Below are 14130 nucleotides of genomic sequence, written 5' to 3'. Positions count from 1 at the left end.
GCCCGCCTTGCCCGCTCAGAGATGATCGGCCGAAAGCGCGCCGGAAAGAGCCGCATCGGCAATCTGGCACAACGGCCCCGTCAGGACGCCATGCGGAACGGGCGCATAATCGCTCGCAGGCGCCCTGCCGAAGGTAATCGCATGAAAATGATGCACCGATCCCTGGCTATGCTCATAGGTCACCACCCACGAATATTTGCCCTCCACGGCGCCGACGAACCGTCGCGTCGGCAGGCCGGCCTGCTCGATCACGTCGCCCCTCTGGAATTTTGCGCCGGCAGGAGCAAGATCGGGCACCATCCGCTTCACTTGCCCCTGGATCGATTGCGGCAGCCCACCCATTTCCGCGACGATCGCAGACGACCGCAGGGAAGAACAGGCCGACAGCGGGGAGGACGAACCCGAATTGCCGGGCGGAGCGATGGCAAGAGCGCCGAGCACAAAGACGATCATATCCCATTCCTCATGCAGAAAAGACTAGGTCCCGCAGGTTGGTCGCACGGTAGCCAGATCGAAGGCCGTGCTGTCGGTATCGGCGACCAGATAGGCACTCCCCTCCTCGGAAGTCGCGCCGCGATTAGCGCCATAGCGCGTACCGGTATTGGCGTTCAATTCGCGAGCCACCTGGTTCACGATGGCATGAACTCCCGCTGCGCTAAGGCTGGCATCCGACCAATGGACAATCTCATGGATCAGGCCGAGCGTAGGGCTTTCAACCCAATAGGATCCATCTTCATTCCGCCCCGACGCGGCACTGTAGGGATCCCAACTCACGAAACCATAACCCAGCCCAGGATCGTAGCTGTCCTGGTGATTGCGGTTCAAGATAACTTCCAGTCCAGCGGCATTGGCTTTCGCAAGAAGACCCGCTGCCGTCGGCGACTTCTGCAGGGATGCAAGGGCCTGATAGGCTTCAGCATGCGCAACGGGGCACGGGTCCCCGCCTAGCCTGATATGATTGCCTTGGCTTTCGCCACCGGCCCGCTGTTACCACCGGCGCCGCCGCCACCTCCACTCGGAAGCCATACCCATGTGCCGTTGCCGCCCGGTGGATAGTTGCCGAAATAGCTCGCTGGCGGCAGGTGCACCCAGGAGCCGGAACTATATGCATCCCCCCCTCCGCCGCCGCCGCCGCCGCCGTAACCACTACCATTGCCATGAGGGCCGCCAACGCCGTTGATCTGGGCATCGTCGGTACTGCCAAAGCCTCCGGCAACAAGGTCGAGTTCATAAGTCGTCAGAACGCGCACAATAAACCTCCGATTCAAGATGATCGTCGGATCGATGCCGAGTTTCACGCCGTGAATTTAAAGTAATTAGTAATTACAATTGCTTGCGTGAACAAATAAAGCCGCCCTGTGACGCCATCATGAACCGAACATGGATTCCGCCATATTGGGTATAATTTCTGGCGAACCATCAGATGCGTCGCGCAGGGCCCGATCATTGACTCGCTACATGATGGGTAACGGCTGTCGGGCAAGCACTTGCAGCCGGATCGGCGCCGCTGCCGAATGGCCCGGGAGCCTATCCCGCTTGGGCAATATCCTCCGCCCAGATCCCCGCCTTCGCGGGAATGACCGAAGGGGGAACAGCGGGAATCACGGTTGATGCAATATGAGTCCCCAACCTAGGGTGAAACCCGATCAAGGCTTTGATTTATTTCGTCATCCCCACGAAGGCGGGGATCCAGGGCCAAGGGCGGGTTGCGGGCAGCAGAGTCCTGCGCGCTCCGGAGGGGCGCTCACCTGATAGCATCATTGTCCCGCGCTACCCCGGATCCCCGCCTGCGCGGCGATGACGGGGTTTGCTGATCGAGACGGGGTTTGCCGATTGAGGCGTGACCCTGGGTTGAGGACTCATATTCTTCGTCACCCCGGCCTTGCGCCCGGGTCCCGCCATCTCGCCGCCGCAAGCAGAAGCGGGATCCCGGCTCAGGGCCGGGATGACGGCGGGAAATCAGATACTCGCGCGAGCCCCCAGCCTAATGCACCGCCCCCAGATGCCCGAGCTTGTCCGGATTGCGCATCACATAGATGCCGACGATCCGCCCCTCCTCGATCGCCAGCGCGGTGGTCTGCAGCACTCCGCCCGGCTCGATCGTGACGAAGCCCGGCAGGCCGTTGATCATGCCGTAGCGCACCACGCGCGACATCTCCTTGGCGAAGAAGCGCGCGAGCGAGCTGTGGAGCTTGATCATGTCGTCGATGCCATGGATCGGCTTGAGGCCCGCGGGCACCTTGCCGCCGCCGTCCGACCAGAGCGAGACATCGGCCGCCAGCAGGCCGCGCAGCGCGCCCATGTCGCCGCTGCGCGATGCGGCGAAGAAGGCGGCGGCGATCTCCAGCCCCTTCTCCTTCGGCAGGTCGTAGCGCGGCCGGGCGGCGCGGACATGGGTGCGCGCCCGGCTGGCGAGCTGGCGCGCGGCGGCGGGATCGCGGCCGATCGTCTCGCCCACTTCGTCGAAGCTCACCCCGAACACGTCGTGGAGCAGAAAGGCCGCGCGCTCCAGCGGCGAGAGCCGCTCGAGCGCCATCAGCAGCGGCAGCGTGACGTCCTCCACTTCCTCCGCGGCCTCGACCACGGGCTCGGGCAGCCAGGGCCCGACATAGGTCTCGCGCCGGGCCCGCGCCGATTTGAGCTGATCGAGGCACAGGCGCGTCACCACCCGGCGCAGGAACGCCTCGGGCTCGCGGATCTGGTCGCGATCGGTGGCGAGCCAGCGCAGGAACGCGTCCTGCACCACGTCTTCCGCATCCGCGACCGAGCCGAGCATGCGATAGGCGATGCGCGCCAGCCGCGGACGCAGCGGATCGAAGCTCGCCGCTGCGTCCACCCCGCTCACGCCGCCGCCACCGCGGGCTTGCCCTCGTAGAAGAGGTTGAAGGCCACGGCGAGGCGGTTCCAGCCGTTGATCGCGTTGATCATCAGGGTCAATTGCACCTGCTCCTCCTCGTTGAATTCGAAGGCGAGCTCCCGATAGAGATCCTCGGGCGCCCGCGCCGTGGATACCAGCGTGAGCGCATCGGTCCATGCCAGTGCGGCGCGCTCGCGCGGGGTATAGCATGGCGCTTCGTGCCAGGCGCTGAGCAGATAGATGCGCTGCTCGGTCTCGCCGGCCTTGCGCGCATCGGCGGTGTGCATGTTGAGGCAATTGGCGCAGCCGTTGATCTGCGAGGCCCGGATCTTCACCAGCTCGAGCAGGCCGTGCTCGAGCTTGGGCGCGATCTTGAGCGACATCTCGTACCACGCCTTCATCTCGGCGGGGGCGGCGGCGAACAGGTCGAGTCGGGCAGTCATGGGTCGTCTCCTCATATGGACGACTGCATGACGAAATGGCCGCGCCGGATGTGACATGCGGCACGAAATTATTTCGGACGGAATGCGGGCCGCCCGCGCGCCGGTGGCGGACGGGCGGCCCATGGACCAGCTCAGGGCGTCGTCCAGGCCTGGCCCTGGTAGAGCCGGGTCGCGCTGTTGGTGTTGGTCAGGTCGATCTCGACCGCCCGCGAGCGCGCCGTGCTGAACATCGTCGAGGTGCTGATATTCTGCTGGAACCAGACGAGCACCGTGTCGATGGGCGTCAGCTGCGCCTCGCCCGTGACGATCGCCTTGGGCGCGACGTAGAGCGGCGTCACCTGGCGGACCCCGTTGAGCACCGATATCTGGCTGAGCGCGGGGTGGATCGTGTCATAGTCGTTGTTCAGGGTGATGCTCGTCGGCGGCCCGCCGGTGCTGGCCGGTCCCAGGATGCCATTCTCGTCCAGCGTGCACTGTTCCCCGAGGCCGACCGTCTGCTGGTTGGTCTGGGCGGTCACGGTGACGTTGTCGGCGAAGATGTTGGTGCCGAACAAGGAATATTGCGGGGTCCAGGAAAAGCTCGTCTGGGCGAGATAGCGCGTGAGCGACTGCCAGACGACGTTGTAGCTGCCCTCGCCCGAACCCGAAGCCACCTTCTTCGCGAAGCAAAGCGCATAGTCGTTGGTCTTCAGGAAGGCGAGGTCGTCGAGATCGATCATGATCGAGACGTTCTTGGAAACGCTTTCCAGCGCCGCATAGAAGCCGGCAAGGTTGTGCAGGGCAACTTCGCGCTCCTGCATCAGCAGCGCATTCCCGGCGCTTACCGTGAAGGTCGCCACCTTGCCGTGCACCCCGGAGCAATCGCAAAGCGTGCCGGTGGGCGATTGCCCCTGGCGCACGTCATAGGTGTTGCCCCCGGACACGCTGCCGGTCTTGATCGTAATATCGAATGGATTGTTCTTATCCACCACGCCGTCTCCGTCGGCGACTTTCGACCAGACCTTTCCGATCTTCTTGTAGATATGCAGCTTAGCCATAGTCATTCTCCTATATTTATCGAGAAACAACACACGGCGACCGATATATTATTGAGAACGAGCAATACCCTTGGATGAATACATGAACGTTCCGAGGGTATATTTGCATTCCCCGGAAACGCTGTCCCATGGCGGGCGTCCCAGAAACTTGTCGATGCGTTCCAGGAGAAGGGCGCGCATCACGCAAGCGTCAGCTCGCGAAGCCATTGGTCGAGCAGGTTCCCGCCGCCCGTCGATTGCATCAGCCAATGCGCCTCCCCCCTGCGCGCCGCCGCACGCGCGGCGCGCGGCGACAGCCCGAATCTTTCGCGGAAGATGCGGCTGAAATGCGCCTCGTCGGTAAAGCCCAGCGAATAGGCGATGTCGCTGATCCGGCGCGGGGACGCTTCGCGCCGGCTGACCAGCTCGAGCGCGCGACGAAGCCGCCGCCCCCGGATGTACCGATGGACGCCGCCCTGGCGCTCGAACAGCCGGTAGAGCTGGCTGCGCGAGAGATGGAAGGCTTCGGCCAGGGTGGCAGGGCTCAGGCGCGGATCGTGGAGATTGGCCTCGATATGATTGCGGGCCTGCCGCCCGACAATGCCGCCAGGCGCGCCGCTGGCGGAGGCGGCGGACATGCGCGCACCGCCCGCGGCCAGGCAGGCGGCGGCAAGGTGCGCGGCCGCCTCGGCATGTCCAAGCACATCCCCGACAGGCATGGCGGAAGCATGGCGCGCCAAGGCGAGCAGATGCCGCCCGAGCAAGGCGCCGGCCGGCGTATCCCTGCGGAGATAGCGGCCGTGCAGACCCTCGGCATCCTCGATCAGCGGCGCCAGACGCGCGCGCGGCAGGATCAGGCTGATCCCGCGCCCCGCCCCCACCGAGACATCGAACGGCGTCGCCAGATCCGCGATCGCGATATCGAGACGGCGCAATCGATATGCCACCTCGGACGCAATGAACGTTGCCCCTCCCGATTTCGGCATATACAAAATATAGTGATCCAGATCATCTGCCTGGATCTTTATAGATGACCTGGCATATCGCGCACGACCGCTGTCAGTCACTATAAGTAACGCACCGATCAGATTGTAAACCATTGCATGGGCACGGAATTTACATTCCAGAGCGCATGGCATCCGTTTCACGTCCAGCAGCGGGCGAACGAAGTTCTTCCATGAATCCTCGGCGCTTTGAATCATGGCCGCCGACATGTAATCAGCGTGACTGAATGTTCTTGCGCAATCCTGAGATATATCGGGGCATGAATCTGTAGAATTCATCCGGTCCCCGGCAACGTCAATCAGGCAATTTGCTATTATCTACAGAATAACATGCAAGACATTATGCAAGCATCCAATCTGATCCAATATTTCGCTGGCGTCCGCATCGATCCACGGATCCCTGGGCCGATCGCGCGAGTCTTCGGGAGGCGCCACGCGACCATCTCCCGCGCGGATCGCGCGGCAGGCCCGGACGCTCGTGCGGATCGGAAATGCAGAGGGAAGCGCGCGCCTTCGAAACGGGCCTCCGAAAAGGTCCGCGCCGGCGCGGCGGGCGGGCAAATCTCGCGCGCGATACTCCGGGGACGGCCCCCGGCTTTTGCCGGGGAACCGATGATCCCTGGGGCGGATCGACATTTGGGATCTGTATCGAGCGCGTCTTGCCGATGGAGGAAAAGCCGCTCCCCGGCCTTGGCCGGGGAACGGGAAACTTCCCGCTAAATGTCGATCCGGCCTAGCCCTTGCCCGACAGGTTCAGCCCCGCCCGATCAGCCGCTGGGCGATACGATCGGCGACTTCGCTCTGCGGATCGCCGGTACGGGCGCTCTCGTCCCAAACTTCGATCAGGCGCTCGGGGATCTTCTCCACGCGCGCCATCACTTCGGCCATGTTGCCCTGGCCCAGATATTCCAGGCCGACATTGATGATCCCGCCCGCGTTGATCACATAATCGGGAGCATAGAGGATCCCGCGATCATGGAGGCGCTGGCCGTCCGCCCGGGTGGCGAGCTGGTTGTTCGCGCCGCCGGCCACCACGGTCGTCCTGAGCGCCGCGATCGTCTGTTCGGTGAAGATCGCGCCCAGCGCATTGGGGCTGAGAATGTCGGTCTCGATGCCGAGGATGTCCGCCGCGTCGATCGCTTCGCCGCCGAGCTCCGCCGCCAGCGCCTTGGCGCGCTCCGCATTGACGTCGGCCAGGGTCAGCCTCGCGCCGTCCGCGGCGAGCAGCCGGGCAACGCCGCCGCCCACCGAGCCGACGCCCTGGATCGCCACCCGCACGCCAGCCATCGAATCGGCACCCAGGCCACGCTTCGCCGCCGCCTTCACGCCCAGATAGACGCCGCGCGCGGTGATCGGGCCGGGATCGCCCCCCGCCCCGCCCTCGGCCACCGGCAGGCCGGAGACATGGCGCGTCTGGGTCGCGACCACCTTCATCCGCGCTTCGGACATGCCGACATCCTCGGCAGTGACGTAGCGGCCACCCAGCGATTCGACCGCGCGGCCGAACGCTTCCAGCTGCGCGGTAGTGACGGTCGCACCCGGCTCGCTCGCCAGGATCACGCCCTTGCCGCCGCCGAGCGGCAGATTGGCCATCGCATTCTTGTAGCTCATGCCGCGCGACAGGCGCAGCGCGTCGGTGATCGCGGCGCGAGTATCGGCATAGTGCCAGAAACGCACCCCGCCGGCCGCCGGGCCGAGCTTGGTCGAATGGACTGCGATGATTGCGCTCAGCCCCGACTCGCGGTCGCTGAACAGGTGGACGCCCTCATGGTCGTCGAAATCGGGGAAACCCCAGTCGGTGATCACGCGCTACATTCCTGCGGAAGGTGCCGCACGTCTATGTGCCGCGCGCGGTCACTAGGGGAAGAAATGGGGCGGATGACGGGACTTGAACCCGCGACCCTCGGTACCACAAACCGATGCTCTAACCAACTGAGCTACAACCGCCGTGAAGAAGGCGCGCTTAGCCGGGGCCGATGCGAAGCGCAAGATAATTGCGGGCAATTATCCGCGTGAAATTCGCACGGCCTCTTCCGGCGTAGTCAGCCCCTCGCGCACCAGCGCCCGCGCGGCCGATCCCAGATTGGGCGCACGGAGGAAGGCGTGGCGGGCGAGAATTGCCTCGTCGCCGCCGTCGTTGATCAGCCGGCGGATCGCACCATCCGCGACGATCGCCTCGAACACGCCGGTCTCGCCGGCAAAACCCGTGCCGTTGCAGCTCTCGCACCCCGTCGGCGCGAAGACGATCGTCCCCGAATCGAAGCCGAGCAGCGCCGAGACCGACCCCTGGGCCTGCACCGGACGGCGGCACTCCGGGCAGAGCCGCTGGACAAGGCGCTGGGCAAGCACGGCGGCAATGGTGGACGCGAGGCGGAACGGCTCGACCCGCCAGTCGCGCATCCGGCGAATCGCCGAGACGGCATCCGGCGCATCGATCGCGGCGAGGACGAGATGCCCGCTCTCCGCCGCTTCCGCCGCGGCGGCGGCCGCCTCCCGCCCATCCAGGCCGTCGAGCGCGATCACGTCCGGATCCTGCTCCAGCGCGGCGTGGACTGCGGCCGCGCCGGCGCACCCCTCGATGCGCGTCGCGCCCTCGACGGGCAAGGCGCCGATCGTCGCGATATGGCGAGTCGAGCCCGCGAAATGCCGGAGCAGCGTCGCCATGGTGGTGCTGCGGCCGGATCCCGCCGGACCGGCGACGAGCATCAGCCCACCCCCGCGCAGCGCCGGCAGCAACGCGTCGACGAGCGCGCGGCTCATCCCGATCGCTTCGAGCGCCTGCTCGCGCCGCTCGCCACCGTCCAGGCGCAACACGATGCGCTCCGTCTCTCCCTGCACGAGCACCGATGCTCCCGGCAGGCCACGGAAATTAGCGGCGAGCACGGGATCGGCGTGATGATGGCGCGGCTCCGTGAGCTGGCCCGCGATGCGCATCCGCACCATGGCACCGGCGGGGCCGATCTCGACATGGATATGCGAGGCGCGGCGGCGCAGCCCCTCGGCGATCAGCGCGCCCACCGGAGACTCGCCGCCGGAACCCGGAGAGTGCGGCGGCTGGGGCGGGTCCGCCACCGGCGCCGGCGCTTTGGTTTCCATCTCCATAGGGGCCCCCTTTGCGGAGCATCCTGCGCTAGGCATGTCATGTGACGCGATGCTTGCGTTTTTGTGACCATTTTGCGTCATGCCCGCGCTGCGACGCAAGGCCGGCGCCACGACCCGGACGATATGGCGGGATACTGGCGTCACGGCATGGCTTTTGGCAGAAAGCCGCGATGCAGGATCTCGCCTCCCCTCTCCGCAACCTCGGCTCGGGCCATCCGTCCGAACCGGTCGTCGATCATATGATGCACTGGCCGGGGGTGCAGCGCGTGCCCCATCCCAAGATCGCGATGTTCATCGCCAAGAATTTCCTCGAGCCGGAGCTCTGCCAGCTCCTCAGGATCAAGATCGACGCGGAGCGGCGCCCCTCGACCATTGCCGACGCCAATGACGACTATGCCTTCCGCACCAGCGAGACCTGTGACTTCAATACGAACGATCCGGTGGTGATGGAGCTCAAGCGGCGGATGACGGCGTTCACCGGGCTCGACCCCACCCATGGCGAGCCGATGCAGGGCCAGCGCTACGATATCGGCCAGGAATTCAAGGCGCACACCGACTATTTCGAGCCGCAGGGCCAGGACTTCGAGAAATATTGCGCGGTCGCGGGCCAGCGGACCTGGACAGTGATGCTCTATCTCAACGAGGTTGAGGCGGGCGGCGCGACGCGGTTCAAGGCGGTCGACAAGATCATCCAGCCCGAAACCGGCAAGGTGGTCGCCTGGAACAATCTGCGCCCGGACGGCTCCCCCAATCCCTCCACCATCCATCACGCGATGAAGGTGCGGGCGGGACTGAAATATGTCGTCACCCAATGGTATCGCGAGCGCCCCTGGGGCTGGTGAAGCGCGCGGGCCGCGCGACGCAGCGGGAGCGCGGAAAGCGGAGCGCGGAAAGCGGAGCGCGGAAAGCGGAGCGCGGAAAGCGGAGCGCGGAAAGCGGAGCGCGGAAAGCGGAGCGCGGAAAGCGGAGCGCGGAAAGCGGAACGGCCGGCCGGGTTCGCACCCGGCCGGCCGCTTCGTTTCCGGACCCCGGATCAGAAGGTCGTGCTGAGACCGAGCGAGAAGATCCGGCCCAGATTGTAGCGATTCACCAGCACGACATTGCCGTTCGGGAAGGTCTGCCGCTCGTCGAAGCGCGTGCGGGTGAGGTTGCGCCCCTCCAGCTTGAGCTCGAACTTGCCGCCGGCCAGCTCGAAGCCCTGGCGCGCGACGATGTCGAGGCGGATGCCCGGACGCTCGACGATGTCGGGCTGGAACCCGTTGCCCGACAGGTTCGAGGGGCCGCGATTGGTCACGCGGTCGCTCGCATAGTTGAAGAGCAGGGTCAGCTGCGAAAGGCGCTGCGTGTCCTCGATGCCGAGCTGCAGGTTGACCAGGTGGTCCGACTGGCCGGTGAGCGGCGCCCCGTCGCGGAACTGCAGGCTGGCCGGGCCGAAGCCGGTGGCGCAGCGCGCCAGCGTCTGGTTCAGCACGTTGGGCACGCAGCTGCTGTCGGCCGTGATCGACGAATGGGTATAGGTATAGTTCGCGATCACCAGCGCGCGGCGGGTGCTGAAGAAGCCGCCCAGCGTGTCGAGCGGGAAATATTTCTGCACTTCGACTTCGGCGCCGTAGAGCTTCGCCTTGGGCAGATTGGTGAAGCCGGTCTGCAGGCGATCGTCGGCGCCGGTATAGAAGCCCACCTGCTCGATCGGATTCTTGATCCGCTTGTAGAAGCCCGCCAGCGTGAAGCGCTGGTCGCGCGCGAAGAACCACTCGAAGCGCGTCTCGAGATTGTAGAGTTCCGAATCGCGCAGCAGCGGATTGCCGAAGAACAGGCGATCCGAGTCCGGATCGCGGAACTGCTGCGGCGCCAGCTCGCGGAACTGCGGGCGCGAGACGGTCTTCGAGAAGCTGTTGCGCAGCTGCATGTTCTCCGCGAAGTTCCAGGTGACCGTGATCGCCGGCAGGAAATAGTCGTTCTTCAGGCGCGTGCCGGTGGTGCCCACCGGGGTGACGCTCTGCTCGGCCTTTTCGTAGCGGACGCCCGCCACTGCCCGCAGCCCGTCCAGCGCCTCGGTCTCGGCCTGGAAATAGCCGGCGTTGATGCGCAGCTTCGCATCATAGGCATAGGCGCCGAGCGGCGTGTTGAACTGCATCTCGATGGTGCAGGCGCCGCGGCCGACCTGCGGGCAGGCATTGTTCACCACATCGGGGCTGAGCAGATAATCCGGACGCAGCAGATTGTACGGATAACCCGGCGCGGTGCCGCCACCGGCGCTGGTCTGGTAGTTGAACTGCAGGCGCCGCGAGAAGCGATCGGTATCCGAATAATAATAGCCGGCCGACAGCGTGAGCGGGATCGGATTGAGCTTGTAGACCAGGTCCGCCTGGCCCGTCCAAAGATTCTCGTTCAGGTCCGAGAAGATGATCGAGGCGAAGGGCGAGAAGCGCTGGGTGACCTGGTACACGCCGTTGCACTGGAAGCCGCCGACGCCGTTGCCGCCGTCATAATTGGCCGGCACGCCGGTCGTGGTGGTCGGCGAGCAGAGATAGTCGAACTGGCGCTCATAGGGCGCGTTGCGCTTCGAATTGGCATAGGCGCCGCGCAGGTCGAGCCGCAGCGCGGGCGAGAAGCGGAACTCGCCGACCAGCTGGCTCTCGAACAGCTGGCGCTCGAACCAGTTGGTGTTCTGCTGGAAGCGCAGCCCGCTGGCATTGTTGTAGACCACCGCCGCCGAGCCGCGCCCCTGCTTGAGCACGTCGCGGATATAGACGTTGGTCCAGCGGATCGTGCTCTCGCCGAACGAGTAGCCGAGGCCGAGCAGCGCGTTGCCGACGATGCGGTTGTCGGTGAGCAGCGTGTGGAAGTCGTTCCGGATCGCGCCATTCTCGGTGACGCTGTCCTGCTGGCGGATCGAGCGGGTCCGGAAGGTATTGCTGTAGCCGACCGAGGTGATCAGGCCGAGCCGGTCCGAACCCAGGTCGAACGCCATGCCCGTGCTGATCTCTCCCGACCAGTTGGCCGGAAGATGATCGTTGCGCTGGAGCAGCGTGGTCGAGGCGTTGGAAAGCTGCAGCACCTGCCCGGCGGGGATCAGGCCCGAGCCGGCCGGCGCATTGCGGATGAAATCGGGCACGCTGCGCGTACCCTTGTCGAAGCCGAGCCAGTCGGTCTTGCTGCCGAAATAGGTATAGCCAAGTTCGCTCGTCGTCGCCGTATCGGCCGAGATCGACCCGCCGATCGTCACGAAGTCCTTGTCGGGAATCGCCTTGGTGGTGAGGTTGATGACGCCGCCGCCGAATTCGCCCGGATAGTTGACCGAATAGGTCTTCTGGACGAGCGCCGACCCGACGATCGAGGTCGGGAAGATGTCGAGCGGCACCGAGCGGCGCAGCGGCTCGGGGCTCGGCAGGGGCGACCCGTTGAGCAGCGACGAGGAATAGCGATCGCCGAGACCACGGACATAGACGAAGCCGCCGCCCACGACGCTGAGGCCGGTGACGCGGGTCAGCGCGCCGGCGATGTCGCCCTCGCCCGTGCGGGCGATGTCCTCGCTCGACAGCACCGACACCACTTGCGGTGTGGCGCGCACGACGTTCGGGATATGGCGGCCGACCACGACGATGTCGGTCAGGTCCATGTCCACGCCCGGCGCGGAGACCTCGGGGGTCTTCTGCTCTTCCTGCGCATCGGCGGCGGACGGAGCAGGCGCGGCTTGCCCCGTCGTCTGGGCGAGCGCGGCCGGAGAGACGAGTTGGGACGTCAGGAGAAGAAGCGTGGCGTAAGCAAGGCGTCGCTGCATGGCCGTGTCACCCAGTAGAATTTATGAGCAATGTCGGGGCAGCGGATCTCGCCGCCCCGACAGTTTCCGCACGAGCTGCAGGGGCCTCAGCGGCCGTTGCAGCTGAAATAGACCGAGTTGAACACCGGCGGGCCCTGATCCTGGAGCGCCGGGTTGGCCGGCCGGATCGTCGAGCGGTCGCTGGCGCTGGTCTCGCCCGCGACCATGTTGACGCAGGCCACATTGGCCGGAGTCTTCACGATGCCGTTGACGAAGTTGAAGTCGGCACCGCCGCGGATGCGGATGGCAGCCGGCGCCAGCGCGGTCTGGATGAAGGTGAAGTTGGCGTAGCGGCCCCAGGTGCGGGGCAGCAGGTCCTCGGCGCCGTTCGAGTCGATCTCGGTCGAGAAGGAGTCGGCGGTCGCGCCCGACACCTTCTGCGCGGCGATGATGAACTGCATGAAGCCGCGCCAGCCATTGTCGACGTCGAAGCCGTCGTCGTCGGCGCCGGTCACCGCGAAATACTTCAGGTTGGTGGTGCCGCCGAAGATCTCGACACCGTCATCCGCCGAGTTGTGGCTCTGGACATGGTCGATGATCGTGCCCGAGCCGGTGGCGCCCAGCGTCAGGCCCTGGAGCTCGTTGCCGTCGGAGATGGCGATGCCGGTGTAGCGGATCTGGACGAACGACATCTGGCCGCTGCTGTCGGCTTCGTTGCTGCCGCCGTAGAAGCGGCCGGTCACGCCCTCGATCGCCTGCTGGCAGGGAGTGCCGGTGCTGCCGCCGGTGCCCGAGGCGCAGACCGCGGTGGTCGAGCGGCCGAGCAGGATGATGCCGCCCCACTGGCCCTGGGTCACGTCGCTGACGCCGTTGTTGGCGAGATTCTGCTGCGAGGTGAAGATGATCGGCTGGGTGACCGTGCCCACCGCCTGGATCTTCGAGCCGCGATTGACGAGCAGCAGGTCGTTGGTCGGCTCGGTCGAATCGGCCGCGATGACGACGCCGGCCGCGATGGTGAGCGTCACGCCGGCACCGCCGGTCGCGCCCTGATCGGTGCCGACCTCGGTCTGGCCGCGCAGACGATAGACCACGCCCGAGATCTTCGGCAGCGACAGGTCGGCGGTGATCGCCTGGGGCAGGCGGCACAGGCGGAAGGTCTGGGTCAGGCCGTCATCGGTGGTGCCGGCCGGGCAGGCCGCGGTCGAGCCGCCGCTGCCGATCGCGGGAACCGCCGTGCAGTTGGCGCTGGTCGCGCCGAAATTGGCCGTGGTCGAGTTGCAGGTCCAGCCGTCGAACGCCGTGTCGGTCGGGCCGTTGAGCGCGCCGACATAGTTGGTGCTGACGAAGAAGGGATTGAGCGTCGCCGGGTTGAAGGCCGGAGTCAGCGAAGTCGCGCTGACCGGGAAGATGCCGTTCAGCTGATTGGTGCCGTTGACGTTGTTGTTCGAGCCCGCATTGACGATGTCGAGCTGCTCCTGCGCCGTGATGCTGAGGCCGTTCTGCGTGGTGACCGCCGCGAACTGAGCCGCGGTGATCGCCGACGGCGGCGTCGGAGTCGGCGTGGCCGGCGGAGTCGGCGTCGGCGTCACGATGACGACGCTGCCGGCGCCCGGGGATGCCACATTGCCCGCGCCGTTACACGCGGAGAGTGCCGCAGAGGCGGCTGTCGTCATGAGAATGAGGCCGAAGCGCTTGAAGCTCGCCATCGCGCAAAAACTCCCGGTCGTATCGTTGCTGATCCGGGCGCGCGGCGATCGAAACGATTGCCCCCTTTGCGCCCGGGCCGGGGTTAGGCCGGGATAATGACACGTACATGAGTTGTGAGAGTCGTTACGATGACAGAAAAATGACGATAATATTACAGCCAATCAGGCGATCGCTCAGGCAATCTCCCAAGCAATGGGCCAAATAACGCGCCCGCGATGAAGCATCCGCGCGGATCCGC

12 protein-coding genes and 1 tRNA gene are annotated in these 14130 nt (G+C 65.6%); 1 reads left to right on the top strand and 12 read right to left on the bottom strand.

Going from position 1 to position 14130, the window contains the following annotated elements; all coding sequences use genetic code 11:
- Nucleotides 1-15: 15 nt before the first annotated feature.
- From OMP43_RS04410 to OMP43_RS04365, 10 genes are all read right to left on the bottom strand, one after another.
- Entirely contained in the window at nucleotides 16-453 is a 438-nt protein-coding gene (locus tag OMP43_RS04410; protein WP_280278516.1) for a hypothetical protein, read from the bottom strand.
- A 24-nt stretch (nucleotides 454-477) separates the two neighbouring features.
- Nucleotides 478-825, bottom strand: a complete 348-nt coding sequence (locus OMP43_RS04405) for a hypothetical protein (RefSeq protein WP_280278515.1) — start codon at nucleotides 823-825, stop codon at nucleotides 478-480.
- Nucleotides 826-944: 119 nt separating this feature from the next.
- Nucleotides 945-1298, bottom strand: a complete 354-nt coding sequence (locus OMP43_RS04400) for a hypothetical protein (protein WP_280278514.1) — start codon at nucleotides 1296-1298, stop codon at nucleotides 945-947.
- Between the two features lie 686 nt (nucleotides 1299-1984).
- On the bottom strand, nucleotides 1985-2845 hold the full coding sequence (locus tag OMP43_RS04395; protein WP_280278513.1) for a sigma-70 family RNA polymerase sigma factor: 861 nt from the start codon (nucleotides 2843-2845) through the stop codon (nucleotides 1985-1987).
- Nucleotides 2842-3300, bottom strand: a complete 459-nt coding sequence (locus OMP43_RS04390; protein WP_280278512.1) for a carboxymuconolactone decarboxylase family protein — start codon at nucleotides 3298-3300, stop codon at nucleotides 2842-2844. Before OMP43_RS04390 ends, OMP43_RS04395 begins: the two co-directional genes overlap by 4 nt.
- Before the next feature lie 131 nt (nucleotides 3301-3431).
- Nucleotides 3432-4337, bottom strand: coding sequence for a hypothetical protein (locus tag OMP43_RS04385; RefSeq protein WP_280278511.1), 906 nt, complete (start codon nucleotides 4335-4337; stop codon nucleotides 3432-3434).
- Nucleotides 4338-4516: 179 nt separating this feature from the next.
- Complete coding sequence (locus OMP43_RS04380; RefSeq protein ID WP_280278510.1) at nucleotides 4517-5530, bottom strand: helix-turn-helix domain-containing protein; 1014 nt, start codon at nucleotides 5528-5530, stop codon at nucleotides 4517-4519.
- 543 nt (nucleotides 5531-6073) lie between these two features.
- The gene (locus OMP43_RS04375; RefSeq protein ID WP_280278509.1) at nucleotides 6074-7126 is read right to left on the bottom strand and encodes a Glu/Leu/Phe/Val dehydrogenase dimerization domain-containing protein; all 1053 of its coding nucleotides are present in this window, start codon (nucleotides 7124-7126) and stop codon (nucleotides 6074-6076) included.
- A 64-nt stretch (nucleotides 7127-7190) separates the two neighbouring features.
- Nucleotides 7191-7267, bottom strand: a tRNA-His gene (locus tag OMP43_RS04370).
- A gap of 57 nt (nucleotides 7268-7324) precedes the next feature.
- Nucleotides 7325-8422: an ATPase, T2SS/T4P/T4SS family gene (locus OMP43_RS04365; RefSeq protein WP_280278508.1), complete on the bottom strand. Its 1098-nt coding sequence runs from the start codon at nucleotides 8420-8422 to the stop codon at nucleotides 7325-7327.
- 170 nt (nucleotides 8423-8592) lie between these two features.
- On the opposite strand from OMP43_RS04365, the gene OMP43_RS04360 reads away from it, so the two are divergent.
- Nucleotides 8593-9264 carry a 2OG-Fe(II) oxygenase gene (locus OMP43_RS04360; protein WP_280278507.1) on the top strand — a complete coding sequence of 224 codons (672 nt, stop codon included), beginning with the start codon at nucleotides 8593-8595 and terminating at the stop codon, nucleotides 9262-9264.
- Nucleotides 9265-9455: 191 nt separating this feature from the next.
- On the opposite strand, the gene OMP43_RS04355 is transcribed toward OMP43_RS04360, so the two are convergent.
- Entirely contained in the window at nucleotides 9456-12206 is a 2751-nt protein-coding gene (locus OMP43_RS04355) for a TonB-dependent receptor (protein ID WP_280278506.1), read from the bottom strand.
- 86 nt (nucleotides 12207-12292) lie between these two features.
- Nucleotides 12293-13891 (bottom strand): hypothetical protein, encoded by a 1599-nt coding sequence (locus OMP43_RS04350; RefSeq protein WP_280278505.1) that lies wholly within the window; start codon nucleotides 13889-13891, stop codon nucleotides 12293-12295.
- Nucleotides 13892-14130: the final 239 nt, after the last annotated feature.

Origin of the sequence: Sphingomonas sp. CBMAI 2297, from assembly GCF_029870595.1 — a bacterium.
Taxonomy (GTDB): Bacteria; Pseudomonadota; Alphaproteobacteria; order Sphingomonadales; family Sphingomonadaceae; genus Sphingomonas.
Note: the sequence above shows the minus strand (reverse complement) of the source record. Positions and strands in the feature narration are given on the sequence as shown.